The sequence below is a fragment of the Massilia frigida genome, assembly GCF_011682175.1.
GTDB classification, from domain to species: domain Bacteria; phylum Pseudomonadota; class Gammaproteobacteria; order Burkholderiales; family Burkholderiaceae_D; genus Telluria_A; species Telluria_A frigida.
In genome coordinates this window covers 1-26,451 of the sequence record NZ_WHJG01000017.1, presented here as the reverse complement: position 1 = coordinate 26,451, position 26,451 = coordinate 1, and the positions used below count along the sequence as shown (strand labels likewise).

General features: G+C 61.7%; 19 protein-coding genes. 15 read left to right on the top strand and 4 right to left on the bottom strand.

Annotated features, from left to right (window positions below; genetic code table 11):
* Positions 1-167: 167 nt before the first annotated feature.
* The 3 genes from F2P44_RS17335 to uraH form a co-directional block, all read right to left on the bottom strand.
* Positions 168-1,448, bottom strand: a complete 1,281-nt coding sequence (locus F2P44_RS17335) for an HlyC/CorC family transporter (RefSeq protein WP_167088307.1) — start codon at positions 1,446-1,448, stop codon at positions 168-170.
* Between the two features lie 199 nt (positions 1,449-1,647).
* Positions 1,648-2,208 carry an ATP-dependent Clp protease proteolytic subunit gene (locus tag F2P44_RS17330; protein ID WP_167088306.1) on the bottom strand — a complete coding sequence of 187 codons (561 nt, stop codon included), beginning with the start codon at positions 2,206-2,208 and terminating at the stop codon, positions 1,648-1,650.
* Between the two features lie 67 nt (positions 2,209-2,275).
* Positions 2,276-2,629 (bottom strand): hydroxyisourate hydrolase, encoded by a 354-nt coding sequence (gene uraH / locus F2P44_RS17325; RefSeq protein ID WP_167088305.1) that lies wholly within the window; start codon positions 2,627-2,629, stop codon positions 2,276-2,278.
* A 121-nt stretch (positions 2,630-2,750) separates the two neighbouring features.
* Between uraH and puuE the strand changes: the two genes are divergently transcribed.
* The 15 genes from puuE (at position 2,751) to F2P44_RS17250 (ending at position 25,855) form a co-directional block, all read left to right on the top strand.
* Positions 2,751-3,683, top strand: coding sequence for an allantoinase PuuE (puuE, locus tag F2P44_RS17320; protein WP_167088304.1), 933 nt, complete (start codon positions 2,751-2,753; stop codon positions 3,681-3,683).
* Between the two features lie 92 nt (positions 3,684-3,775).
* Positions 3,776-5,257 (top strand): xanthine dehydrogenase small subunit, encoded by a 1,482-nt coding sequence (gene xdhA / locus F2P44_RS17315; protein ID WP_167088303.1) that lies wholly within the window; start codon positions 3,776-3,778, stop codon positions 5,255-5,257.
* Positions 5,258-5,267: 10 nt separating this feature from the next.
* Positions 5,268-7,604 (top strand): xanthine dehydrogenase molybdopterin binding subunit, encoded by a 2,337-nt coding sequence (gene xdhB / locus F2P44_RS17310; RefSeq protein ID WP_167088302.1) that lies wholly within the window; start codon positions 5,268-5,270, stop codon positions 7,602-7,604.
* Positions 7,604-8,617, top strand: a complete 1,014-nt coding sequence (gene xdhC, locus F2P44_RS17305) for a xanthine dehydrogenase accessory protein XdhC (protein ID WP_167088301.1) — start codon at positions 7,604-7,606, stop codon at positions 8,615-8,617. Before xdhB ends, xdhC begins: the two co-directional genes overlap by 1 nt.
* Complete coding sequence (guaD, locus tag F2P44_RS17300; protein ID WP_167088300.1) at positions 8,617-9,945, top strand: guanine deaminase; 1,329 nt, start codon at positions 8,617-8,619, stop codon at positions 9,943-9,945. The genes xdhC and guaD overlap by 1 nt, the downstream gene beginning before the upstream one ends.
* Positions 9,946-10,011: 66 nt before the next feature.
* On the top strand, positions 10,012-11,526 hold the full coding sequence (locus tag F2P44_RS17295; protein WP_167088299.1) for an amidohydrolase family protein: 1,515 nt from the start codon (positions 10,012-10,014) through the stop codon (positions 11,524-11,526).
* A gap of 702 nt (positions 11,527-12,228) precedes the next feature.
* Complete coding sequence (locus tag F2P44_RS17290; protein WP_167088298.1) at positions 12,229-15,651, top strand: TonB-dependent receptor; 3,423 nt, start codon at positions 12,229-12,231, stop codon at positions 15,649-15,651.
* Between the two features lie 160 nt (positions 15,652-15,811).
* Complete coding sequence (locus F2P44_RS17285) at positions 15,812-17,500, top strand: bifunctional metallophosphatase/5'-nucleotidase (RefSeq protein WP_167088297.1); 1,689 nt, start codon at positions 15,812-15,814, stop codon at positions 17,498-17,500.
* On the top strand, positions 17,497-18,711 hold the full coding sequence (locus tag F2P44_RS17280) for a phospholipase D-like domain-containing protein (protein WP_167088296.1): 1,215 nt from the start codon (positions 17,497-17,499) through the stop codon (positions 18,709-18,711). Before F2P44_RS17285 ends, F2P44_RS17280 begins: the two co-directional genes overlap by 4 nt.
* A complete protein-coding gene (locus F2P44_RS17275; RefSeq protein WP_167088399.1) occupies positions 18,711-19,763 on the top strand; it encodes a S1/P1 nuclease in 1,053 nt (350 codons plus the stop codon). Before F2P44_RS17280 ends, F2P44_RS17275 begins: the two co-directional genes overlap by 1 nt.
* Before the next feature lie 116 nt (positions 19,764-19,879).
* Positions 19,880-20,710, top strand: a complete 831-nt coding sequence (locus F2P44_RS17270) for a MipA/OmpV family protein (RefSeq protein ID WP_167088295.1) — start codon at positions 19,880-19,882, stop codon at positions 20,708-20,710.
* 232 nt (positions 20,711-20,942) lie between these two features.
* Positions 20,943-22,328: an HlyD family secretion protein gene (locus F2P44_RS17265; protein WP_167088294.1), complete on the top strand. Its 1,386-nt coding sequence runs from the start codon at positions 20,943-20,945 to the stop codon at positions 22,326-22,328.
* 21 nt (positions 22,329-22,349) lie between these two features.
* Positions 22,350-24,452: a peptidase domain-containing ABC transporter gene (locus F2P44_RS17260; RefSeq protein WP_167088293.1), complete on the top strand. Its 2,103-nt coding sequence runs from the start codon at positions 22,350-22,352 to the stop codon at positions 24,450-24,452.
* A gap of 230 nt (positions 24,453-24,682) precedes the next feature.
* The gene (locus F2P44_RS17255) at positions 24,683-24,877 is read left to right on the top strand and encodes a hypothetical protein (protein WP_167088292.1); all 195 of its coding nucleotides are present in this window, start codon (positions 24,683-24,685) and stop codon (positions 24,875-24,877) included.
* 105 nt (positions 24,878-24,982) lie between these two features.
* Positions 24,983-25,855 carry a CPBP family intramembrane glutamic endopeptidase gene (locus tag F2P44_RS17250; protein ID WP_167088291.1) on the top strand — a complete coding sequence of 291 codons (873 nt, stop codon included), beginning with the start codon at positions 24,983-24,985 and terminating at the stop codon, positions 25,853-25,855.
* Between the two features lies 1 nt (position 25,856).
* On the opposite strand, the gene F2P44_RS17245 is transcribed toward F2P44_RS17250, so the two are convergent.
* Positions 25,857-26,300 carry an alpha/beta hydrolase gene (locus tag F2P44_RS17245; RefSeq protein WP_167088290.1) on the bottom strand — a complete coding sequence of 148 codons (444 nt, stop codon included), beginning with the start codon at positions 26,298-26,300 and terminating at the stop codon, positions 25,857-25,859.
* Positions 26,301-26,451: the final 151 nt, after the last annotated feature.

The window sequence follows — 26,451 nt, the reverse complement described above, 5'->3', positions numbered from 1 at the left end:
CCAGTGGTGACTGTTGCGGCGAACTGCCTTGGATCATGCCTCCGAGCATCACATTTGTAAAGTGTTTGCTGCATGGGGGAGGCAACCATACCACGTAGCTAAAATGGAACGTTCAATTGCAACTTGGAACTTGTATGGCTGAACTGAAATTGTTGGTGACAGTCTGATTAGGATAGCGGCGGGCGAGTCAGCTTGACCACCTTGATTGCCTGGTCTTTTACCTGGATGACTTCGATCACAACATTGCCGATTTTCAGGCTGATCGGGGCGTCGGGAATCTCTTGCAATTGCTCCAGCATCAAGCCGTTGACGGTCTTGGGACCGTCCAGCGGAAAGGCCAGGCCGAGCCGTTTATTGATCTCGCGCAGGGGCGCCGTGCCTTCCAGCAGGCATTCGCCGCGCGCATCCCAGCCGAAGCTGTCGCCGCGCGCCGCGCCGGGCACCGAGGTGGTGAAATCGCCAATCATTTCTTCGATGATATCGTCGAGCGTGACCAGGCCTTGCACTTCGCCGTACTCGTCGACAATGATGCCCAGGCGCTCCTTGTTTTCCTGGAAATATTGTAGCTGAGTAAAGACGCTCGTATCCTGGGGAATGAAATAGGGTGTTGTTAAAAGTTCACGGAAGTGGGCAATGCTCAGTTCGTCGTCCTCGTTGAGCAGGGCCACCGCGTGGCGCACGTGCAGGATGCCGATGATGCGGTTGATCTCGCCTTCGTACACCGGCAGCTTGTTGTGGTAGCAAGTCGTCAGCTGGGCCTTGAGCTCGGCCACCGGCACGGCCAGGTTGAGCGCCTCGATCTGGGAGCGCGGGGTCATGATGTCTTCGATCGAGACGGTTTCCAGATCGAACAGGTTGAGCAAGATGCTTTTGTGCTTCTGCGGAATGAAATTGCTGCTTTCGAGCACGATGGCGCGCAACTCTTCCGGCGAGACGCGGTGCTGGGCCGCGCTGTCGGCCGGCTTGACGCGCAGGATCGTCAAAAACAGGCGCACGAACAGGTTGACGAACCAGATCAGCGGCTTGGACACGGCCATCATGGGCTTGAGCAGGGTGCTGGCCACCAGCGAAATGGTTTCCGGATAGGTGGCGCCGATGAACTTGGGCGCAATTTCCGCGAACACGATCAGCACGAATACCAGCAGTGCGATGGCGATCGCGATGACGCTCTCTTCATAGCCGAACAGCAAAATCGCAATCGCGGTCGCCAGCACCGTCGCCATGGCGTTGACCAGGGTATTGGCGATCAGGATCAGCGACAGCAGCTTGTCGGTGCGCTCGAGCAGCCACAGGGTGGTGATGGCGCCCCGGTGGCCGCGCTTGGCCAGGCTGCGCAGGCGGAATTTGTTGGCGGCCATGAGCGCCGTTTCCGCCATGGCGAAAAAGGCCGAACACAGAATCAGGAAGACAAGCGCGGCGACGAGCACCCAGGGCGACACGGTATCCAAGGGTCAGCGTGCCGCGGTGGTGGAAAAACAGGGGAGCATGAAAAGCGGGCCAAGCCCAGAATGGTGCGCTCGCCGGAACGGCAACCGCAGAGCTGCTGATTTTAAGTCAAGCCCCGCCTCCGTGCAAGTTTGACCATGATGTGTGCGTCACATATGCGTCACGTAGTGCCGCAACTTTTGCCGCCACCGTATCGGCCCGTCAGCCGTTCCACCAGTGCGACGTGGTGCCGGCGCCCGGCAGGCGCGCCTGCGTCGCCTTGTGGATGATGCCGGCCGCCACAGCCTGGTCGGCGTCGTAGATGCGCGCATTGCCGAACAGATTGGTGCGGATATCGTCCTGGGCACCGGCGGCCTTGGTCGCATCCTCGAAAATGCAGGCATAGCGCTCGGCGTCGAAATCGAGGCAGTCGCGCCATTCGCTCACGCGCGAGTGGTCGGCCGCCACCAGGCTGCCGAAACCCCAGTGCAGCGGATGGACCAGGAAACGCGTACCGGGACAGGCGTAGCGCTTGCCGCCGGCCAGGAAAATCACCACGCCCACCGATTCGACGCTGCCGATATTGTGGGTGGTCAGCGGCAGGGGCAGCGACTTGAGGAAGAAATACAGCGCGAAGCCGGCGGTCATATTGCCGCCTTCGGTCGACATGTGCAATTCGATCTCGCTGGCGCCGCTCTGCAGCGCTTGCAGGCAGAGGTTGCGGATGGTGCACACCGCGCTATGGTTGATGGGGCCGATAAAGTGAACGATGTGCAGCGACATTATCTCTCCTGAAGCTTTCTGCCCAAGAATAGCAAGTTTTTGCCCGCCGCACGGTTTCCTTGGTATTTCAGCTACCGCGATAGGTGGAATACGACCACGGCGTGAGCACCAGCGGCACGTGATAGTTCTGGGACGGATCGGCAATGCCGAAGGCCAGCGTCACCTGGTCGATGAAGCGCGGTTCGGGCAGGTTCACGCCCTGGGCGGCGAAATAATCGCCGGCGGCAAACACCAGCTCGTAGCGTCCGGCCTGCATGGCGTCGCCTTCGAGCAGGGCCGTATCGACGCGGCCATCGCGGTTGGTGGTGACGGTCTTGAGCAGGGTGCGCGCGCCGCCAGCGACGGCGTACAGTTCGACTACCACTCCGGCCCCGGGTTTGCCTTGCGTTGTGTCCAGCACGTGTGTACTAAGTTTTCCCATAGTCTTTCCTATATGTCGATATTGACGCTTGTTATCTGGCTGATCATATACTGAGGTGCGAACGCCAATATATGATGCGCACTATACCCTCCATGCCTTCCCTTCCATCCAGAGCCCATTCATGACCACTTATGACAACTACCCACGCGACCTGATTGGCTACGGGCGCACCCCGCCCCGTCCAGAATGGCCGGGCCAGGCGCGGGTGGCGCTGCAGTTCGTGCTCAACTATGAAGAGGGCGGCGAAAACAATGTGCTGCATGGCGACGCCGCCTCCGAAACGTTTTTATCCGAGATCATCGGCGCGGCCGCGTTTCCCATGCGTCACATGAGCATGGAGTCGCTATACGAATACGGCTCGCGTGCGGGCCTGTGGCGCCTGCTGCGCATGTTCGAGGAGCGCAAGCTGCCGCTGACCGTGTTCGGGGTGGCGATGGCGCTCAAGCGCAATCCGGAAGCCGTGGCCGCCTTCCGGGAGCTGGGACACGAAATCGCCTGCCATGGCCTGAAATGGATCTCCTACCAGAACGTGGACGAAGCCACCGAGCGCGCCCACATGGCTGAAGCGGTGCAGATCATGCGCGAACTGACCGGTTCCGCCCCGCTGGGCTGGTACACCGGGCGCGACTCGCCCAACACGCGCCGGCTGGTGGTCGAGCATGGCGGTTTCGCCTACGACGCCGACCACTACGGCGACGACCTGCCGTTCTGGCAAAACGTCGAACGCGCGGGCGGCGTGACGCCGCACCTGGTCGTGCCCTACACGCTCGACACCAACGACATGCGCTTTGCCGCCATGCAGGGCTTCAATTCCGGCACCCAGTTCTTCGATTATCTGAAAGACGCCTTCGACGTGCTGTACGCGGAAGGCGATCCGGATGGCCTGAACCAGCCGAAAATGCTCTCCATCGGCCTGCACTGCCGCATCGTGGGCCGTCCGGGGCGGGCGGCGGCACTGGCGCGCTTTCTCGATTACGTGCAAAGGCACGACAAGGTATGGATCACCCGGCGCATCGATATCGCCGATCACTGGAAGGCCGCCCACCCGGCATAGTGCTTTTTGCTGATAACCGACATCTTCAAATAGATATAATTGCGGATGCCTTGGGTGGTAGCCTTGCATACTGGGACAAAGCCGAGGCAACAATGTCAGAACCGATTCGTTTTTACTATCAGGGCGCCGTGCGTGTAGTGACGCAGGCCGCGCCGACGCAGACCATTCTCCAGCATTTGCGCGAGGACTTGCACTGCACCGGCACCAAGGAAGGCTGCGCCGAAGGCGACTGCGGCGCCTGCACGGTCGTCATCGGCTCGCTGGGCGCGGACGGCCAGGTCGAGATGAAGGCTGTCAATTCCTGCATCCAGCTCACCCCCACGCTCGACGGCAAGGCCCTGTTCTCGGTCGAAGACCTGGAGCAGCCCAACGGCACCTTGCACCCGGTGCAGCAAGCCATGGTCGAATGCCACGGTTCCCAGTGCGGCTTTTGCACGCCCGGTTTCGTCATGTCCCTGTGGGGCATGTACCTCAAGCAGGAAGGGCGCGATGCGACGCGCGAGCCGACCCGCTGCCAGATCGACGACGCTCTCTCGGGCAATCTGTGCCGCTGCACCGGCTACCGCCCGATTATCGACGCCGCCAGGCGCATGGGCGAACTGCCCGCCGTGAACTTCGACCGCGCCGCGCTGGCGGCCCAATTGGCGCCCCTGCAACGCGGCGCCATGGCCACCTACAGCGCCGCTGGTGCCTCGTTTTACGCCCCGCGCACGCTCGATGAACTGGTGCGCATCCGCGCCGACAAGCCGGACGCCGTGCTGCTGGCCGGTTCCACCGACATCGGCCTGTGGGTCACCAAGCAGATGCGCGAGCTGGGCGACCTCATCTACCTCGGCCACGTCGACGCGCTCAAGCAGGTAACGCAGCAGGACGGCATGATCGACATCGGCGCCGGCGTGACGCTGGAAGAGGCCTACGAGGCGATCGCCGCGCACTATCCGGCCGAACTGTCGGCCATGTGGCAGCGCTTTGCCTCGCTCCCGATCCGCAACGCCGGCACCCTGGGCGGCAACGTCGCCAACGGCTCGCCCATCGGCGACTCGATGCCGTGGCTGATCGCCCTGGGCGCACGCGTCGTGCTGCGCGGCGCCGCCGGCGAACGCGAGATGGCACTGGAAGACCTGTACCTCGGCTACCAGAAAAAGGACATGCAAGCGGGCGAATTCGTCCAGGCCGTGCGCGTGCCGCTGCCGCGCGCCGGCGTGCAGTTCCGCACCTACAAACTGGCCAAGCGTTTCGACCAGGACATCTCCGCCGTGTGCGCCGCCTTCGCGCTGCGCATCGATGGCGACGTGGTGGCCGAGGCCCGCATTGCCTTCGGCGGCATGGCCGCCACCCCCAAGCGCGCCGCCCAGACCGAAGCCCTGCTGGCCGGCCAGCCGTGGAGCGAGGCCACGGTGGACGCTGCCATGGCCATGCTGGCGCAGGATTACGCTCCCCTGTCGGACATGCGCGCGTCCAGCGAATACCGCATGAAGGCTGCGCAAAACCTGCTGCGCCGCTTCTGGTTCGAGACCCGTCAACACAACCCGCTGGCGGCCGATGCCGTCAACGCCTTTGCCGTGCGCGCGTAAGGAGAACACCATGAACGACGCAGCTACCCCAGCGCTCAAAGCGGCGGCGTGGACCGGCGTGGGCGTCTCGCGCGCGCACGAATCGGCCACGCTGCACGTGCTCGGCCAGGCCACCTACACCGATGACATCCCGGAAGTGCAGGGCACCCTGCACGCGGCGCTCGGCTTGTCGAGCAAGGCGCACGCCAATATCAGCGCCATCGATCTCGCCGCCGTGCGCGCCAGCGTGGGCGTGGTGGCCGTGCTGACGGTGGCCGACATCCCTGGCACCAACGACTGCGGCCCGATCATCCACGACGATCCGATCCTGGCCGATGGCCTGGTCATGTACGTCGGCCAGCCGATCTTCATCGTCGTCGCCGACACGCACGACCACGCGCGCCGCGCGGCGCGGCTGGCCAAGGTCACCTACGAGGAACTGCCCGCCATCCTGACGCCGCAAGCCGCCAGGGCCGCGCAATCGTACGTGCTGCCACCGATGCTTCTCACGCGCGGCGACTACCAGGCCGCCTTCGAGAAAGCGCCACGCTCGGTCAAGGGCGAATTGTATGTGGGCGGGCAGGAGCAGTTTTACCTGGAAGGCCAGATTTCGTACGCGATCCCGAAGGAAGACAAGGGCATGCTGGTGCTCTGCTCTACCCAGCACCCGAGCGAAATGCAGCATGTGGTGGCACACGCGCTCGGCCTGCACTCGCATAACATCGTGGTCGAATGCCGGCGCATGGGCGGCGGCTTCGGCGGCAAGGAATCGCAATCGGCGCTGTGGGCGGCCGCTTCCGCCATCGCCGCCTCGAAACTCAAGCGCCCGGTCAAGCTGCGCGCCGACCGCGACGACGACATGCTCGTCACCGGCAAGCGCCACTGCTTCCACTACGAATACGAAGTCGGCTACGACGACGAAGGCCGCATTGTCGCTGCCAAGGTCGACATGGTCACCCGCGCCGGCTATTCGGCCGACCTCTCGGGGCCAGTGGCCACGCGCGCGGTCTGCCACTTCGACAATACCTATTATTTGTCCGACGTCGATATCCGCGCCGCCTGCGGCAAGACCAACACGCAGTCCAATACCGCCTTTCGTGGCTTCGGCGGTCCGCAGGGCGCGATTGCCATCGAATACATCATCGATGAAATCGCCCGTAACCTCGGGCGCGATGCGCTCGACATCCGTCGATTGAATTTCTACGGGCGCGAAGAGCGCAACGTCACGCCGTACGGCCAGGTCGTGGTGGACAACGTGATTCACGCACTGTCCGCCGAACTGGAAGAGACCAGCGAATACCGCGCACGGCGCGCGGCAATCAGCGCTTTCAACGCCACCAGCCCGGTCCTCAAAAAAGGTCTGGCGCTCACGCCCGTCAAATTCGGCATTGCGTTTAACGTCACGCACCTGAACCAGGCCGGCGCGCTGGTGCACGTGTATGTCGATGGTTCCATCATCGTCAATCATGGCGGAACCGAAATGGGGCAGGGCATCAACACCAAGGTGATGCAGGTTGTCGCGCACGAACTGGGCGTGGACATCGCGCATGTGCGCGCCACCGCCCCCGACACCAGCAAGGTATCGAACACCTCGGCCACGGCCGCATCGACCGGCGCCGATTTGAACGGCAAGGCAGCGCAGGACGCGGCGCGCCAGATCCGTGAACGCCTGGCCGCCTACGCGGTCAAGCTGTACGGCGGCGAGGCTGGCGAGGTGGTGTTCGCCGGCGACACCGTGTTCGTCAACGGCCACGAAGTCGCATTCCCGGTGCTGGTGCAAAAAGCCTATCTGGCGCGGGTGCAGCTGTGGTCCGATGGTTTCTATGCCACGCCGGGCCTGCACTGGGATCCGAAGACCATGAACGGCCGCCCGTTCTCGTACTACGCCTACGGCGCCGCCGTGGCCGAAGTGGTGGTCGATACGCTCACCGGCGAATGGAAGCTGCTGCGCGCCGACGCGTTGTACGACGCCGGCAAGTCGCTCAACCCGGCGATCGACATCGGCCAGGTCGAAGGCGCCTTTATCCAGGGCATGGGCTGGCTCACCACCGAGGAACTGTGGTGGAACCCGGCCGGTAAACTCATGACGCACGCGCCGTCGACCTACAAGATTCCCGGCGTGTCCGACTGCCCGGAAGACTTCCGCGTGCGCCTGTTCGACAACCGCAACGTCGAAGACAGCATCCACCGCTCCAAGGCCGTGGGCGAGCCGCCGCTGCTGCTGCCATTCTCGGTATTCTTTGCGATCCGCGATGCGATTTCCAGTGTCGGCGGGCACAAGGTCAACCCTCCGCTGAACGCTCCGGCCACCAGCGAAGAAATCCTCAAATCCATTTCCGCTGTCGAAGCGGCGCTCAAGGCGGCGTGATGGACGACTGGCTCAGCGCCACCGGTCCAGCCGTGCTGGTGACCGTGGCCATCGTCGAAGGCTCCGGTCCGCGCGAATGCGGCGCCAAGATGCTGGTCGACGCCACCCGCGTGTGGGACACCATTGGCGGCGGCCATCTGGAGCATCGCGCCATCGAGACCGCGCGCGCCATGCTGGCAGACGCCCGCCCGCGCCACTTTGAACGCTATGCGCTCGGCCCCAGCCTGGGCCAGTGCTGCGGCGGCGTGGTGCACCTGGCGTACGAACTGCTCGATGCGGCGCAGGCCGCGCTGCTCGGGCAGCGCCGCCAGGACGACAGCTGGCGCGTGGTTTCCATCGACGGCGCGGCGGACAGCGCGCTGTTCGATGGCGACGGGCGCTGGCTGCTTGGCGCGCGTCCACCGGTATTCGCGCGCGACCGCGGCGCCTACGTCATGCAGGAACCGGACGGGCGGCGCTGGCTGGTCGATCCGGTGTTCGCTCCGCGCGCGCACCTGGTGCTGTTCGGCGCCGGCCACGTGGGCACGGCCATCGTGCGCGCACTGGCGCACCTGCCATGCAATGTCACCTGGGTCGATGAACGGGACGACATGTTCCCGCCGCAGGTGCCGGCCAACGTCACCGTGGAAGCCTCCGATGTGCCGGAGGCGCTGGTAGCCGCCGCGCCAGCCGGTGCCAGTTACCTCGTCATGACGCACAGCCACGCGCTCGACCAGCGCCTGACCGAAGCGATCGTGGCGCGGCCGGACGTGGGCTGGTTCGGCCTGATCGGATCGAAAACCAAACGCCGCCAGTTCGAACACCGCCTGCACGCGCGTGGGGTGGACGCGGCGCGTATCGACGCCATGGTCTGCCCGATCGGGCTGGCCGGCATCACCAACAAAGCGCCGGCGGTCATCGCCGCATCCGTCTGCGCGCAATTACTGACCGTGTGGGAAGCCATGCAAAGGACGCCTGACGCGTCCATGCGCATCATGGCAAAACCGGCGGCCGCAATCACCGAAAGAGTCTGATGTCTACCGTACCACCAACCACCGTGCAAGCCTACCGAGCCAGCTTGCTGCATTTTCACGCCGACCCGGCCTTCAGCAAGGATGCCTGCCTGTGGCACGAAGATGGGCTGCTGATCGTCTCGGGCGGCAAAATCCAGGCTGCCGGCGATTATGCGCAGCTGTTCCCGACGCTGCCAGCGGGCGCGCTGGTGATCGATTACCGTGGCAAGGTGATCATGCCGGGCTTTATCGACACCCACCTGCATTTCCCGCAGACCGACATGATCGCTTCCCCGGCGCCGGGCCTGTTGCCGTGGCTGGAAACCTACACCTTTCCGACCGAGCGCGAGTTCGGCGACCCGGCGCACGCACGCGAAGTGGCCGACTTCTTCCTCGACGAGCTGCTGCGCTGCGGGACCACCACGGCCATGGTGTACTGCACCGTGCACCGCGAATCGGTGGATGCGTTTTTCGAGGCCAGCGAGGCGCGCAACCTGCGCATGGCGGCGGGGAAGGTGCTGATGGACCGCAACTGCCCCGAGTTTTTGCGCGACACGGCCGAAAGCGGGGCGCGCGACAGCGAAGACCTGATCAAGAAGTGGCACAACAAGGGGCGCGCCATGTACGCGATCACCCCGCGCTTTGCGCCCACCTCCACCGAGGCGCAGTTGCGGCTGACGGGCGAGCTGGCGGCGGCGTATCCGGACACGTTCATCCAGACCCACGTGTCGGAGAACGCGGACGAGTGCAGCTGGGTCAAGTCGCTGTTTCCGGAGGCGCGCAGCTATCTGGACGTGTACGACCACTATGGACTGATGCGCGAGCGCGCCATGTTCGGCCACTGCATCTGGCTTGACGACCGCGATTTCGCGCGCATGGCCGAAACCGGGTCGGCGGCGGCGATCTGCCCGACTTCCAACTTCTTCCTCGGCAGCGGCTTGTTCGATTTTGAAAAGGCCGACGCGGCGCAGGTATCGCTGTCGCTGGCGACCGATGTGGGGGCGGGGACTTCCTTCTCCATGTTGCAAACTATGAATGAAGCCTATAAAGTAGCGCGACTGAAAGGAAGCTACCTGCCGGCCGCGCGCATGTTTTACCTGGCGACGCTGGGCGCGGCGCGCAGCATGCAACTCGAAGGGACCATCGGCAGTTTGGTGGCCGGGGCGGAGGCCGATTTCATCGTGCTCGACCCAAAAGCGACACCGCTGCTGGCGCGCCGCACGGAGCGCTGCAATAATCTCGAGGAGCTGCTGTTCGCGCTGGCGCTGCTGGGCGACGACCGGTGTATTGGGGCGACGTATGCGGCGGGGCGCAAGGTGCATGAGCGCGCGGTAGCGACGACATTGTAAGTATCGCTACACTACAAACCGTCACTCCCGCGAGGGAGCGACGGATACTAATCGAGAGAAGAATTCATGATCCGTAAAACGAGCAGTTTGTTGATCGCCCTGGCGCTTGCCGCGAACGCGTATGTCGCCAACGCGCACGCCACCGCGCCGACCGCCAAGTCCAAGGCCAACGAAGCGGCCACCGCGCGCCATCTGGCGGGCCTGATCGCCGGCGCCGAGCCGAAGCTGTCCGAACTGACCCTGTTCTTCTCGCAGATGCCCAAGGGCGCCGACCTGCACCACCACTACTCCGGTGCCCTCTACGCCGAACAATATGTCGATTTCCTCGACAAGCAGGGCCTGTGCGTCAACAAGCAGACCTACCGCATCGAAACCAGCAAGGCCGTGATCGACGCCCAGCGCGCGCTGCCCGCCGCCGAGCGCACCTGCCTGTCGTCAGCCGACGTGCTGGCCGACGACTTCACCTACCGCGAGCTGCTGCAGCGCTGGTCCAGCAAGGACTTCGACAACCACGGCGCGATCCAGCCGCCGCCGGACCGCCAGTTCTTCCAGACCTTCGGCTTCTTTGGCCCGGTCTCGAACGCCAATTACAACGATGGCTTGCTGGAGCTGAAAAAGCGCGCCATCGCCGAAAACGTCGGCTACATCGAAACCATGTTCAAGCTGGCGCCCATGACCGGTAATGTCGACGCCGACAACGCCATGTGGAAAGCCGGCGACGACGCCGCACTCACCGCCGCCATGCGCAGCTGGATGGAGACGCTGGAAAAAGACCCCACTTTCAACCAGACCTTGGCCGATTACGTCGAGCGCATCAAGACCAATCACGCCAACATCGACGACGAGCGCTTCACCATGCGCTACCAGGCGTATGTACTGCGCCTGGTAAATCCGTCGATGGTGTTCTCGTCGATGCTGGCCGGCTTCAAGGCCGCCAGCCAGAGCGAGTTGATCGTCGGCGTCAATATCGTCGGCCAGGAAAGCCTGGCGCCATCGATGCGCGACTATGAACTGCACATGAAGATGTTCCGCTTCCTGAAAACCCGCTATCCGAAGGTGAAACTGGCGCTGCACGCGGGCGAACTGGCGCTGGGCGACGTGCCGCCGGAAGGCCTCAAGTTCCACATCGAGCAAGCCCTGAACGTGGCCGGCGCCGATCGCATCGGCCACGGCATCGACCTGGCGCACGAATCGAACGCGCCGGCGATCATGAAAACCATGCGCGACAAGGATATTCCGGTCGAGATCAACCTGACCAGCAATGCCTTCATTTCCGGCATCAAAGGCGCGAACCATCCGGTGACCTTGTACCGCAAATTCGGCGTGCCGTATGTGATTTCGACCGACGACGCCGGCGTCACGCGCCACAACCTGTCGCAGGAATACACGCTGTTCGCCAGCCGCTACCAGCCGTCGTACGCGGAAATCAAGAAGGTCTCGTACAACGGCGTGCGCTACGCCTTCCTGCCGGAGCAGGAAAAGCAGCGCCTGATGCGCCAGCTCGACGAGCGCTTTGCGCGCTTCGAGGCGCTGGTGGCCTCCTGGCCGGCGGCCGCCAGCGTCACGCAACGCGCGCGCTGACCTGTCAAGCCCGGTCGTTTCTGTCATTGGCAGGAGCGACCGCGGCACCGGCCCGGCCCTGCCGTGTCCGTCGCATCCCAATTCTGCCGTTTTCCCGCTCCCTCCTCCCAAACGCTGCACAATGGCAGCCGCGCTACCTTGCGCGACACCAAACATCCACAGTTTGTTATAAAAAATGATTTACGTAATGTAAAGTTTGTGGCCATCCCGCTACACATTTGCGCGTCCGGGCAAACCTTTGTCGAAAATCCCTATGAAAGGAATTCACGTCGGAAGGGAAGATTTATAATCCGCCAAGGCAACAAGCCCGTAAAGATGTCTATCTCAGCCGTTCTAGCACTACTTTATGCATGAATTTATATGATCGATATATAAATGCATAAGCGAAATGGTATTTGTCAGCCGCGCGGGCGCTGCTGCATAGTTGGCTGAGAATGTTCCCGGAAACATGGTATTGCCTGTTGCCGCCCAGTCATGGTGCTGACACATTCGGCAAGTAGACTTGCGCGCTGCGCAGCAACATGCCGCGGCCGGGCGCAGTCGCTCGGCGGGCACGACGGATGACAAACAAGACGGTTTCGCTTCATGTGACAGGCTTTTCGTGGCGGCGCCACCAGTGCCGCCAGCGCAGATTTGCAACAAAGTACAGAGGGAAGGCTTCGCCGCTTTCCACCATAACATGTCTTTTTTTGGGGTTACACAATGATCAATCATAATCGGATGCAGGTCACCAAGCTGGCGCTGGCGCTATCGATCGCGCTGGCGACCTTGCCGGCCATGGCGCAGAACACCACGTCGGCCATCGGCGGGCGCATTTCCGCTGCCGACGGCAAGCCTGCCAGCGGCGCGACCGTGTCCATCGTCCACGCCGAATCCGGTTCCGTCAGCAATGTCGTCACCGACGGCGAGGGACGCTACGTGGCGCGCGGCCTGCGTTCGGGCGGTCCGTACACGATCATCATCAGCAAAGGCGGCATCACCGAAAAACGCGAAAACGTCTACATCCAGCTGGCCGAGACCGCCTCTATCGACGCCACCCTGGGCGCACCGATGCAGACCGTGACCATCGCCGGTTCGGCAGCCCGCTCCGACAAGTTCTCGAAATCGTCCATGGGCGCCGGCACCAGCCTCGGTTCGACCGAGATCGCCACCCAGGCATCGATCCAGCGCAACCTGCAAGACTACGCCCGTGCCGACCCGCGCGTGGCCCAGACCGACAAGGAACGCGGCGAAATCTCCGTGGCCGGCCAGAACTCGCGCTACAACTCGCTGACCATCGACGGCGTGGCCGTGAACGATACTTTCGGCCTGGAAGCGAACGGCAGCCCGACCGCCAAGCAACCGATCTCGATCGAAGCGATCCAGACCGTGCAAGTGAACGTCGCCAACTACGACGTCACGCAAAAAGGCTACACCGGCGGCAATATCAACGCCGTCACCAAGTCCGGCACCAACACCGTCAAGGGCAGCGTCTACTACGTGTTCCGTAACGATGCGATGGCCGGCGACCGCTACAACAATGCCAACGATACGTATTATGCGCCACCGTCGTTCAAGGAAACCACCAAGGGCGTGACCCTGGGCGGCCCGCTGATCCAGGACAAGCTGTTCATTTTCGCGAACTACGAAAAGCTCGAATCGAGCCGTTCGGCGCCCGCTTTCGGCCCGCTGGGCAGCTCACTGACCAACGTCGGCATTTCCCCGGCGCTGATCTCGGCCGCACAGGGCATCGCCACCAACACCTACGGCATCAATGCCGGCACCACCGATGTGCCGAGTGGCGCCAAGCTGAACGTGGAAGACATGCTGGTCAAGGTCGACTGGAACATTAACGACGACCACCGCGCCATGTTCCGCTACGCGAAAACGTCGCAGGCCGAGCCGCAGTTTGCCGGCATTTCCGCCACCGGCCTGTCGCTGAACTCGCAGTGGTATTCGCAAGAGAAAGCGATCGAAACCTTCGTGGCCCAGGTGACGTCGGACTGGACCCCGAACTTCTCGACCGAATTCAAGCTGTCGCAGCGCGACTATGACAGCGTGCCGACCCTGAACGCGCGCCTGCCGTCGATCAGCCTGTCGATGACCGGCGCCAATCCAGCCGGTACGCCTGCATCGGTGCCGACCACCAACCGCTCGCTGGCCTTCGGCACCGAGAACAGCCGTCACCGCAACATCCTCGGCACCAAGACCGACGACGTGTACCTGGGGGCCAACTGGGCCCTGGGCGACCACGAAGTCAAGTTTGGCGGCGATTACAGTAACAACACGGTCTATAACGCCTTCCAGCAAAACATTTTCGGCAATTACTCGTTCAGCTGCCAGAACAGCAGCGCGGCCTGGACCTACAGCTTCGGCGCCATCACCTGCGGCACCGCCAGCCCGGCCGATGTCGAACGCGCGATCCTGGAAAACTTCAGCAAGGGCCGTCCTAGCTCGTACCAGCTGCAGGTTGCCGCCCCTGGCGTGAACCTGAATGATGCCGTCGCCAATTTCTCGCTGAAAAACTACGGCGCCTTCGTGCAAGACACCTGGACCATCAGCCCGCGCCTGACGATGAGCTTTGGCGTGCGCCTCGATGCCGCCCGCATCGACGACCGCCCGCGCCGCAACGACGCCGTCGCCGCACCTAAGATCGAAGGCAATGCTGCCACCGGCCTGCGCGAAAAAGGTGGCTATGGCATGGACAACACCAACACCTTCGACGGCCAGAACCTGGCGCAGCCGCGTTTCGGCATCAACTACAACTTCGACACCACCCGCAAGATGCAAATCCGCGGTGGCGCCGGCTTGTTCCAGGGTAACGCTGCCGCTGTCTGGCTGTCGAACCCGTTCTCGAACCCTGGCGTGGCAACCACCACGGTCGGTTGCGGCACCGGTAACTTTGCTTCGTGCAACGGCGCGACCATCTTCAGCGCCAATCCGGACCAGCAGAAGAGCAGCTTCGGCGGCAACGCCGCGATGCCGGCGGCCAACGTCGACATCCTGGCCCAAGGCTTGCGCCAGCCATCGGTGTGGAAAGCCAACATCGCCTTCGACATGGAATTGCCATGGTACGGCCTGGTCTTCGGCGCCGAATACCTGCACCTCAAGTCCAAGGATGCCATCTTTTACCAGAACCTGAACCTCGGCGCACCAACCCGCCAGGGCAGCGATGGCCGCGCACTGTATTACACGCCGCAGGGTTACAGTGCGGCGTGCTGGAGCGCAACCGGCAACGCGATCACCAGCGGCACGGGCTGCACCGGTTTCCGCAGCAAGGCACTGAGCAACGAATCGTTCGCCAACGTGCTGCTGGCGCAAAAGACCGACAAGGGTGGCAGCGGCATGGCGACCCTCTCGCTGAGCCGTCCGTTGACCTCGGGCCTGGGCTGGTCGATGGCCTACACCTACACCGACGCCAAGGAAGTGTCGCCACTGACCTCGTCGACCTCGAACTCGAACTTCACCGGCCGTTCGATCTTCAATCCGAATGAAGAAGTCAACGCCAATTCGAGCTACCTGGTCAAGAACCGTGTGAACGCCATCGTCAACTTCCAGAAGGCTTTCTTCGGTGCTTACAAGACGCGCTTCGGCATGTTCTACGAAGGCCGTTCGGGCAAGCCATACAGCTGGACCGTCAACAACGACTTGAACGGTGATGGTTCGGGCGGTAACGACCTGATGTACATCCCATCGGCACCGGGTTCGGGCCAGGTGGTGTTCCAAGGCGACAAGCCAGGCAGCACTGTCAACGAAGACAAGTTCTGGGGCGTCGTCAACAGCAACAGCGTGCTCAAGAAAGCCGCCGGCGGCGTGGTTGGCCGTAACTCGGATTTCTCGCCATGGACCAACAGCTTCGACATGCGTGTCGCCCAGGAACTGCCGGGTTACGGGAAAAACAAGGCCGTGTTCAGCCTCGACTTCTTCAACTTCGGCAACTTGCTGAACAAGAAATGGGGCCGTACCAATGAAGTCGGCTTCCAGGGCGCGGGCGCACAGGCGCGCAGCTTCGTCGACTACGTCGGTCTCGATGCGAACGGCAAGTACATCTACAAAGTACGCGACAGCGTCGAATCGCTCGACGTTCGCCAGACCAAGGGCGAATCGCAGTGGGCCATTCAAGCGACCGTCAAGTACGAATTCTGATGCGTGGCTAAGCTAGATTGAAGAGCGGCCGGTGGCGACACTGGCCGTTTTTTTTCGTCCCGCCCGTGCGTGATTTTTTGCCTTGATCGATACATTCCCGCTACATTTGAAAGGGCGTGGCGTCCGCTGCGGCCTGCGCTCTTCGGTTATCCTACTACCTATGACACTACTCTCAAGGCCTCTTTGCGCCGCGCTCGCCGCGGCCTTCCTGTCGGCGGGCTGCGCCACGCGCCCGACGCCCCCGATCGAGATCAACCTGGTTGCCCTGAACGACTTCCATGGCCACCTCGACTCCACCAAATTCCAGTACAACAGCATCCACGCCAGCGGCGAGCAAACCGAGCAGGCGGGCGGCATCGACACCATTGCCGCCGCCGTCCAGGCCTGGCGCAAGGAAGACAAGGACTTGCTGTTCGTTGGCGCCGGCGACCTGATTGGCGCTTCGCCCGCCATGTCGTCGATGTGGGCGGACGAACCGGCGTTAGAGGCGCTGAGCCTGGCCGGCATGCGCATCTCCTCGGTCGGCAACCACGAATTCGACAATGGCCGCGCCGAACTGCTGCGCCAGCAGCGCGGCGGCTGCGAGTCGGTCCGTCCTGAAAAAGCCTGCCAGTTCACGCCCGACTTCCGTGGCGCCGGCTTTACCTACCTGGCCGCCAATGTGATCGACGATGCCACCGGCAAGCCGTTCTTGCCGGCCTACCGGATCGAAGACGTCAAGGGCGTCAAGGTCGGCCTGATCGGCGCGGTGCTGCGCAATACCGCGTCGGTGGTGCTGGCGTCGGGCATCGCGGGATTGACGTTCGAGGACGAGGTCAGCGCCATCAACCGCGTCATCCCGGCCATGCGCGCGCAGGGTGCGCAGGTATTCGTGGTGCTGATCCACGAAGGCGGGCACACGCCCGAACCATTCGACAAACCCGATTGCAGCGACCTGAAAGGTCCGATCGTCGACATCGTCAGGAAGCTCGATCCGGCTATCCGCGTGATCGTCAGCGGCCACTCGCACACCGGCTTCCAGTGCAAGGTCGATGGCCGCGTGGTGACCCAGGGCGACATGGGCGGCCATGTCCTGTCGCGCATCAAGATGATGGTCGATCCGGCCAGCGGCGCGGTGCGCGAGATCGGGGTACGCAACGTGGTGATGAAACCGGGCCAGTATCCGCCGGACCAGCGCGTGTCGGCCTATCTGAAGCAGGCCAAAGAGCGCAGCGAGGCGGCGCTGGCGCGGCCGGTGGCGCGCGTGGCCATCCGTTCGATCAACCGCAAGGAAAGCGCCGCCGGCGAAACCGTGCTCGGTGGCCTGATCGCCGACGCCGTGCTGGCCGCCACCAGGTCGCAGGGCGTGCAGATCGGCTTCATGAACATGGGCGGCATGCGCCAGGACCTCGACGTGGGCGCCAGTCTCACCGCCACCTACGGCGACGTGCAGATCGTGCTCCCGTTCGGGAATACGATCGTGGTCATGGACATGACCGGCGCCCAGATCCGCGCGCTGCTGGAGCAGCAGTGGGCGCGTCCGGCGGCGAGCAGCGTCTCGGTACTGCAAGTGTCGGACGGCTTCAGCTACCGCTGGAACCCGGCCGCGCCGGCCGGCCAGCGCGTGATCCGCGACAGCGTCAGCTTGAACGGCAAGGTGCTCGACGACGCCGCCGTGTATCGGGTGGCGGGCAATAACTTCCTGGCCGAAGGCGGCGACAGCTTCCCGGCATTCGCCGCCGCCGCCAACAAGCGCGATACGCAGATCCGCGATATCGACGCCGTGGTCCAGTTCCTGATCAGGCAGGACAAGGCGGACAAACCGGTGGGCGCAGACTCGCCGGCCGGGCGCATCGGGACGGTGCAATGACGCCGCTTCGGCGCGGCCTGGCGGCGCTGCTTGCGCTGTTCATCGGAGCGCACGCGCAGGCCGGTTTTTCCATTCCCGGCTATGAACTGGTGCAGACCGCGCCGCTGGAAACCACGCTCGTCAACGCCGACTTGCGCAGCAGCGCCGCAGTCTGGTCCCAGCTGTTCGACGAGGCGCGCGGCGAGATCGTGATCGGCCAGTTCTACGCCATCAGCAAGGCCGGCACGCCATTCGAGAAGGTGGTGGAACGGCTCGAAGCGGCCGGCGCGCGCGGCGTGAAGATCCGCTTTTTGCTCGACAAGAAGGGCATCGGCCTGTCCGATCCGGCCACCTTGGAGCGGCTACGCAAGATCCCGAATCTGGACATGCGCGTGCTCGATTACGCGCAGTTGACCGGCACCGGCATCATCCACGCCAAGTACATCGCGGTCGACAGGAAGGCCGCCTTTATCGGCAGCCAGAACTTCGACTGGCGTGCGTTCACCCACATTCACGAGACCGGCCTGTTGATCACCGACGCGGCCGTGGTGGCGCAGGTGCAGGCCGTGTTCGAGCGTGACTGGCAGGCGCAGTCGCTGCTGGCGGCGAACCTGGCGGTGCCGCGCGCCGTCGCGGTTCCGGTGGCGGCGCAGGCCGCGCAGCTGGTCGCCAGTCCGGCCGCCTTCAATCCGCCCGGCGTGGCCGATTCCGAAGCGGTGTTGCCGGCGTTGCTGGCCGACGCCAGGCAAGAGGTGCGCATCCAGCTGCTCGATTACGCGCCGCTCGGTTATGGGCTTGAGAACACGCGCCCGTACTACGGCGTGATCGACAATGCCGTGCGCGCGGCGGCTGCGCGCGGCGTCAAGATCAAGCTGATGGTCTCGAACTGGAATACCGAGCAACCGGGCATCGCCTACCTGAAAAGCCTGGCGCTGCTGCCGAATGTGGAGGTGCGCATCGTCACCTTGCCGCTTGCCGCGAGCGGCCCGATTCCGTTCGCGCGCGTCATCCACAGCAAGACCATGTCGATCGACGGCAAGCTGGCCTGGGTCGGCACCAGCAACTGGGCCGGCGGCTACTTCGACAAGTCGCGCAACCTCGAAGTGGTGCTGCGCAACGAGAAGATGGCGCAGCGCATCGGCGCGCTGCACGAGCAGGCGTGGAGCTCCTCGTACGCCCAGCCGATCGAAATCGGCAAAGACTATCCAAAACCGAACAAGGGGAACGAATGATGAAGAAACTGGCTTGTGTACTGGCGCTGTCCGGCGCCTTCGTATCGGTAGATGCGCTGGCGTGGGGCGCCGAGGGGCACCGCGCGGTCGGCGCCATCGCCGAAAAACTGATCAAGGGCAGCAATGCGGAGAAGCAGGTCGCGGCCCTGCTGCTGCCGGGCGAAAGCCTCGAATCGATTACCGTGTGGGCCGACAGCGCGAAGGGCGGTGCCGGCTACACGCCGCCAACGGAGGAAATGAACGCCTACACGGCGGCCAATCCCCGCCACAGCGAATACCACTACACCGACATCCCGTTCCAGAACGAGCACTATCATGATGGTGCGGTGGGCACCGCCGATGTCGACATCGTGCAAACGCTCAAGCAGGCGATCGCCGTTTTGCAGGGCAAGACCGATCCGGCGCTCAATCCGAACAAGCTGACCAGGCGCCAGGCCTTGCTGCTGGTGGCGCACATGACCGGCGACATTCACCAGCCGCTGCACGTGGGGGCGGCGTTTGTCGGCAAGGATGGCAAGTTCGTGGTGCCGAAGAAGCACGCGGATATCGATAGCCTCAACATCTACGATTCGCGCGGCGGCAACAGCCTGCTTCTCGACGACGACAAACTGACCTCGTTGAGCGCCGCCCTGATTCCGGGCGAAGCCAAGCCGCTGCCGCCCGGTGTGCCGAAGTGGACGACCAGGCCGTTCCACGCGTACTGGGACAGCACCGTGGTCGATTACGCGATGCGCCGCATCAGCACCAAGACGCCGGAGCAGTTCGCGCAGAAGGTCATCGATGGCAAACCGGCGGTGACGATGAACACGGGCGAGGTCACCAGCTGGCCGTACCAGTGGGCGGATGACGCGCTGGCGGCGTCCAAGATGGCCTATTCGGACGTGACGCCGGGCGCGATCGGCAAGCAGGTGAACCGTAAGGGCGAGACGTATTACACCTTCGGGCTGGAGATGGGATCGAATTATCCGGTGCCCAGTTCGGCGCTGGCCAAGACGCAGCTGATCAAAGGCGGTTACCATCTGGCGTCGCTGCTGAAAACCATCTGGCCGTAACTATCATTTCGACACCTCCCTGTGTAGTCTCGAGGTCTGGCAAGCAGACCGCGCCTCCAACGTCATCCCCGCGCAGGCGGGGATCCAAGTTCGCTGATCCACCCGTGAGCATCCGCATGAAACCAGCCGTAGCAATTGCCGCCATCCTTCTGGCCCTCCCCATCGCCGCTTTCGCCGCGCCACCCGAAAACAAACCGCTCCCGCTGTGGGAAGCCGGCGTCCTTGGCGGCGTCGCCTCCGCGCCTGCGTATCCCGGCTCGGCCGACCGCTCATCGCGCGGCCTGGTGTTGCCGTTCCTGATCTACCGCGGCCTGGTGTTGCGCGCTGACCAAAACGGCATCGGCGCGCGCCTGCTCAAGCGCGAGGCGGTCGAACTCGATGTGGGCCTGGCGGCATCGCTGCCGGCGCGCTCCGACGACGTGGCCGCGCGCGCCGGCATGCCCAACCTGGGCCTCTTGCTCGAATTCGGGCCGCGCCTGAAGGTGCGCGTCGCCGAACCTAGCGCATCGAGCCGCATCCGCCTCGACATCCCGCTGCGTGCCGTGATCGAAGCGCGCGCCGGCATGCGCACGCAGGGCTTCACGTTCGAGCCGAAAGTGGTGTACGAAATGCGCAGCGCCGACGGCTTGTGGACCTTCGATGCCAATGCCGGCGTGGCCATCGGCGACAAGAAGGTGAACCGTTATTTCTACGAAGTTCAGCCGCGCTACGCCACATCGACCCGGCCCGCTTATCAGGCCGACGCGGGGCTGATCCTGGCACGGGTGGGCGCGAGCGCGTCGCGCATGCTCAATGACGATATGCGCGTGTTGGGTTTCGTGCGGTTTGAGAGTTATGCGGGTGCCGCCAACGAAGACAGTCCGCTGATGAAGAAGAAGTCCGGTGCGTCGGCCGGCGTGGCGTTCGCCTGGACCCTGGGCCGTTCGACCCGCTTGGCCGGCGACTGAGCGGTATTGCAAGCGCTGCCCTCCGCAGGGCAGCACGCTGACCGTTTGATCTTACAATCACAGTATTGTTCTACCGCAAGCTGACATGCATTAAATAGATTGTCGGAAAAACTTACGTTAAGTCATTAGCTAAGACTTCATGTTCGATAGGCTTTGAGACTCTGTTTCTTCACGCAAACCGCGCCGCTGGAAGGCGACGCGCGCTGCTTACCGTGAAATGAGACCTTGCCCAATGTCGAACATTTGTCAGAACACGCTCACCAGCGCCGCGCCGGATACGCCGCAGGCCGCTCCACCCGAACATCAAGCCGCTGTTAACGACACCTTCTTCCGCAAGGAGGTGGCGCAAGCGCACGCCAATCAATGGATGGGTGCGATCCGGCTCGCCCAGCCCATGTCGGTCCGGATCGTTGCATGCGTTGCCCTGGCGATGGCGCTGTGCGTTCTTGCCTACATTTTCTTCGGCAGCGTGACCAGCAAAGCCCGGGTGACAGGGATGACCTTGCCTGCAGGCGGAAGCTTGACGATCTCTGCCATGAACTCGGGAATTCTTTCGCGCAGTTTCGTGACCGAAGGGCAGGCTGTCGTCGCCGGGCAGCCGCTGTTCGAGGTGTCCACGGAACGCCAGGGCGGCAGCGGGGAGATTTCCATGCTGGTGGCCCAACAGTTAACGATCCAGAAAAACACGCTGGCGTCGGAGCGCCGCACCCGGCTGGCACAGCATCGCGACAAGACGAGCGCCATCGATGAACGTTTGTTGAACGTCAATGCGGAAACGCTGGAGTTGGATCAGGAAATCGCGTTGGCGCAGCGACGGATCGAACTGGCCAGGGCTAGCCTCGCCAAGTATGAAACACTGCAAGGAAATGGCTTCGTCTCCGCCGCGCAGACGCAGCAAAAGCAAGAAGAATTGATCGATCTTGGCGCACGGGTGAGTACGCTTGCGAGAGCAAAACTGCAGCTACAAGCCAGCTGGCTGAACCTGACGGCCGAACGCAACGCCAGCGCCGGCGAGCTGGCTAACATGATCGCGCAATTACAGCGTTCGGAGGCCGGCATCGACAAGGACATCGCCGAAAATCAAAGTCGGAAAACCAGTCTGATACTCGCGCCACAGGCCGGCATCGTGGCGACCATCACCTACCGGTCCGGACAAGCGGTCGTTGCAGCTCAGTCGCTGGCGGTATTGATTCCCGGGGCGAACGGCAAGCAATCCATGGAGCCGTTGGAGGTTCAACTGTATGCGCCAAGCCGGATGATGGGGTTTGTCGCTGACGGGCAGACGGTCTTGATACGTTATCAGGCCTATCCCTATCAGAAATTCGGGCTGCATCGCGGGCGCATTGTCGATATCAGCAAGGCGCCGTTCGCGCCCAATGAATTGCCCCCTCATCTGGCCAGTACGATCCTGAGCAATGCCCAACTAAGCACGCCCGGAGCCAACAGCAGCGAAGCCTTGTTCCGGATCAGGGTCCAGTTATCGCGCCAGAGCATCGATGTGTATGGCGTGGCGCAGCCGCTGCGCGCCGGGATGACCTTGGAAGCCGACATCGTGCAAGACGAGCGGCGCATTTGGGAATGGATCGCCGCGCCGTTGCTGGCGGCGGCGCAGCGTTAAGTCAATCTGAGGGAGGCGGCGATGAAACCCATTCTACAGACCGAATCGAGCGAATGCGGCCTGGCTTGCCTGGCCATGGTGGCCAGCCATTTCGGCAGCCATATGGATCTGGCGGATTTACGGCGGCGTTTTTCGATCAGTCTCAAGGGCGCGAATTTGGCGCAATTAATGCGCCATGCCGGTTCGATGCATCTCGCCTCGCGGCCGTTAAGACTGGCGCTGGAAGAATTGGGTGCCTTGAAGTGTCCCTGCATACTGCATTGGAATCTGAATCACTTCGTCGTCCTCAAGACGATCAAGCGCAGCTTGCGCGGCACCACGACTGTCGTTATTTTCGATCCGGCCGTCGGTGAACGTCACCTGACGATGGCCGAGGTGTCGGACCATTTTACCGGGGTCGCACTGGAACTCCTGCCGACGGCGCAATTCGAGAAAAAAGACGCCACCCGGAGAATGTCGATCAAGCAGCTGACCGGACCGGTGGTGGGATTGCGCCGGGCCTTGTTGCAAGTGTTTGCGCTGGCACTGGCGCTTGAAGTGTTTGCGCTTGTATCGCCACTGTTTAACCAGTACGTGATCGACGAGGTGATCGTCAGCGGCGATCACCAGTTGCTGCAGATATTGGTGGTCGGCTTTGCTCTGCTGCTGGTGACGCAGACGCTGATCGGTATCGCGCGCAGCATGGTGTTGATGAGATGGAGTATCGACGTCGGGCTGCAATGGTCGGCCCGCGTGTTCTCGCATCTGATCAACCTGCCGACGGTATTTTTTGAGAAACGTCACCTGGGCGACGTGCTGTCCCGTTTCGGCAGTATTACCGCGATCCAGCAGACCTTGACCAGCGTGTTCGTGGAGAGCGTGCTGGATGGATTGATGGCATTGCTGGCCTTGGGGATGATGTTGATGTACAGCGCGGAGCTCACGCTGATCGTGGTCCTCAGCGTCGCGCTGTATGCCGCGTTGAGATGGATTTTCTACCAGCCGCTCAGAGCCGCATCGCAGGAACGGTTGATACTCGCAGCGAAGGAAAATACGCATTTTGTGGAAACCGTGCGCGCCATCGTTCCCCTCAAGTTATTTGGACGAGAGGCCGAGCGCAAGGCACGCTGGCAAAACCTGAAGCAGGATGTCGTGAACCGCGATGCCAGGACCGAAAAACTCACCATTTTGCTCAAGGCGGCGAACAGCACGATCATCGGCTTGCAAGGTCTGGTCGTTTTCTACGTTGGGGCGGGGCTGGTGCTGCGAAACGCGCTGACGGTGGGGATGCTGATGGCATTCATCAGTTACGCGGGGACGTTCGCCGGCCGCATGATCAGTCTGGTGGATATGCTGATCAGCCTGAAGATGCTGGGACTGCATGCAGAGCGGCTGTCCGATATCGTTCTTGAGCCGGCGGAACCGACGACCATGTGGGAGAGCGATTTGAGCCGGATTTCTCCCAGCATCACCCTGCGCGATGTGAAGTTTCGCTATGCGGACGGCGAGCCATGGATTCTGGATGGCGTGAATCTGCACATACCGGCGGGGCAGAGCGTTGCGTTGGTCGGTCCTAGCGGATGCGGCAAGACCACGATGTGCAAGATCCTTCTCGGCTTGCTCGCGCCGACAGAAGGGGAGGTGATGATCGATGGAATACCGATTCAGCAGCTTGGCCTGCCGGCATATCGACAGCTGGTCGGGACAGTGATGCAGGATGATGTGCTCCTGGCGGGTTCCATCATCGACAACATCAGTTTTTTCGACAGCAAATGTGAATATGCCGACGTGCAGCGGTGCGCACGGCTGGCGGCTGTGCATGACGAGATTGTGTCAATGCCGATGGGGTATCAGACCTTGGTGGGGGACATGGGCAGCAGTTTGTCGGGCGGGCAGAAACAACGGATTCTTTTGGCCCGGGCGCTGTATAAGTCGCCCAAAGTGCTGGCGCTGGATGAAGCGACCAGCCATCTGGATATTCAAAATGAACAGCTGGTGAACGCGGTGTTGAGTGCCATGGAACTGACGCGCATCATGGTGGCCCATCGGCCTGAGACGATTAACTCTGCGGATCGTGTGGTTGGTTTGAGTGGCGGGAAAGCGGTTGAGTTGAGTAACCATAGCTCAACCCCTCAGGCTTGCTGAAACATGGCTGGGACTTGATTGTTTTGTGACAATGACGACTTGCGAAAACATGGGAAAATATAAATACGCGAATCGATTGATGAATCCTTGCCCTAGCGAGTCAACTTTAACATATCGAATTTTTAAGTAGAATTTATAAAATCAAATTATTGACGATTTTTCTAGCCTTTTTCAATAGTAGGGAATCAATCTCGCATCCGGCGCGGTTGATAATTTAACGAGGAGTGGTTATGCAAGTAATCGACAATGTTGCTATTCTCAATGCAATCAGTGGTGGTGAACTCTCTTGCTCGGTCTCCACAAAAGAGGTTGGCTGTACTGGTAGCCCGGCGGACTTCGGTAATGCAATTTCCTCAGGGTTTAATCAGCTACAGAGTTGGGGCGGAAGGTTGGGCCGTTGGCTCTATGACATGACTCACGAGTAAAAAATAGAGGATAGGTATATCGGCGATTAAAAACCGGGTGGTAGAGCTGAGCGGCGCGGCGCTTTGCCACCCTTAAAAATTTTTGGAATTTGCCATGGGGGAGTAATGCTGAAAACAGAAAATTCAGTTGTGCCCACGCTGTCGCGCTCGGCCCCTGTTAGGGTCTACGAAATTCTTATCGTGTGGATGGTTGTGACTGTTGCATGGCACGAGGCTTGTACTTACGTTGGAAGTGGGATAACTAATTTTATATACTTGCAGTGGATTGGCATTGCGATCACAATGATTATTTTAAGTAAAAATTTTCTACATAGAGAAAATCTTACTTTCGCGAAAATGATGGGGAATAAAATAACACGTTCGGCCCGTATTGAGCTGGTGATCGTAATCATGGTAACCGTATTGTCTGGGATCGCATGCTGGGCATTGCTTGTTCTTTTTAGCGCGCAGATTAATGTCGAATGGGCTTACCGGCATTGGAACCTTGTTTCGGCTTCGGCGTTTGAAGAGACGAAATGGCTGCGCAGTTGGCTAGTTCTAGAAGCAATGACAACTGTGCTCATCGGCCCTATTATTGAGGAAATTATTTTTCGCGGCTTCATATTGCGACGTTTGCGCGAAAAATATCAATTAAGCTACGGCATCCTCGCCTCGTCATTTGTGTTCGGAGTTTTTCATATTGATCAAAGTTTCTTGAGTAGTTTTGTGCACGGAATTATCTATGCAATTTTAGCTGTAAGGTTTGCTTCGTTGTATGCTCCTATGTTCGTTCATGGCGCCTACAATGCGATCATCTTTTTTATAGGGCGAGGATACGGAATCTCTTTGGTCGCAGAAAAATCGCAGATTGATTCAATCGGCTACTGGCTGCCTGAACTAGCGCTATTGCCGTTCTGTATGATGGCCTTGGTTTGGTACTGGAAAATGTGTTTTCGTACCAATGAAGTAGCATTACCAGCGCTGGTACAGCGTGGCTGAGCTATTTGATGCCGCGGAGGTGAAGAGCCATGAACTGGCCGATGCGCGATTCGTACTCGCTCCTTGCGACGCCATAAAAGTCGGTATGTGCAGCCCCAGCCACGATCCACAGCTGTTTTGGTTCTGGCACGGCAGCGTAAATGCGGCGCGTTTCGGCCTCGTTGGTATGCTGATCCTTCTCGCCACCCACAATCAGGGTAGGGCAGGCCAGCGCTCCCACCGCATCGATCGGCCGCAGTTGGTCCAGAGTCAGGTCCAGCCGCAGCGGCACCTGCCATAGCAACAGCGGTGCGAGCGCCGCACCCGCGCTCCCCAGATACAGGCGCAGGCGATTGTCGATCGCTTCTTCAATCGTCGGATACATCGCCTCGATCACCAGCGCATCGATCCCGCGTCCGGGTTTCGACAACACCAGCGCTGCGGCGCCGAGCGAGGTGCCGATCACGCCAATCCGTTCACCCGGCTGTTCGTAAGTGCCCCATGAACCCCAGGCTGTTCAGGGAACCGTTTCGCTGGCTAAATCATGGCTATGCAAATTCCACGGCAACAGCGCCTCCACCTCGTCCACCGTCGTCGCCAGCGGCAAGCTGCGCATG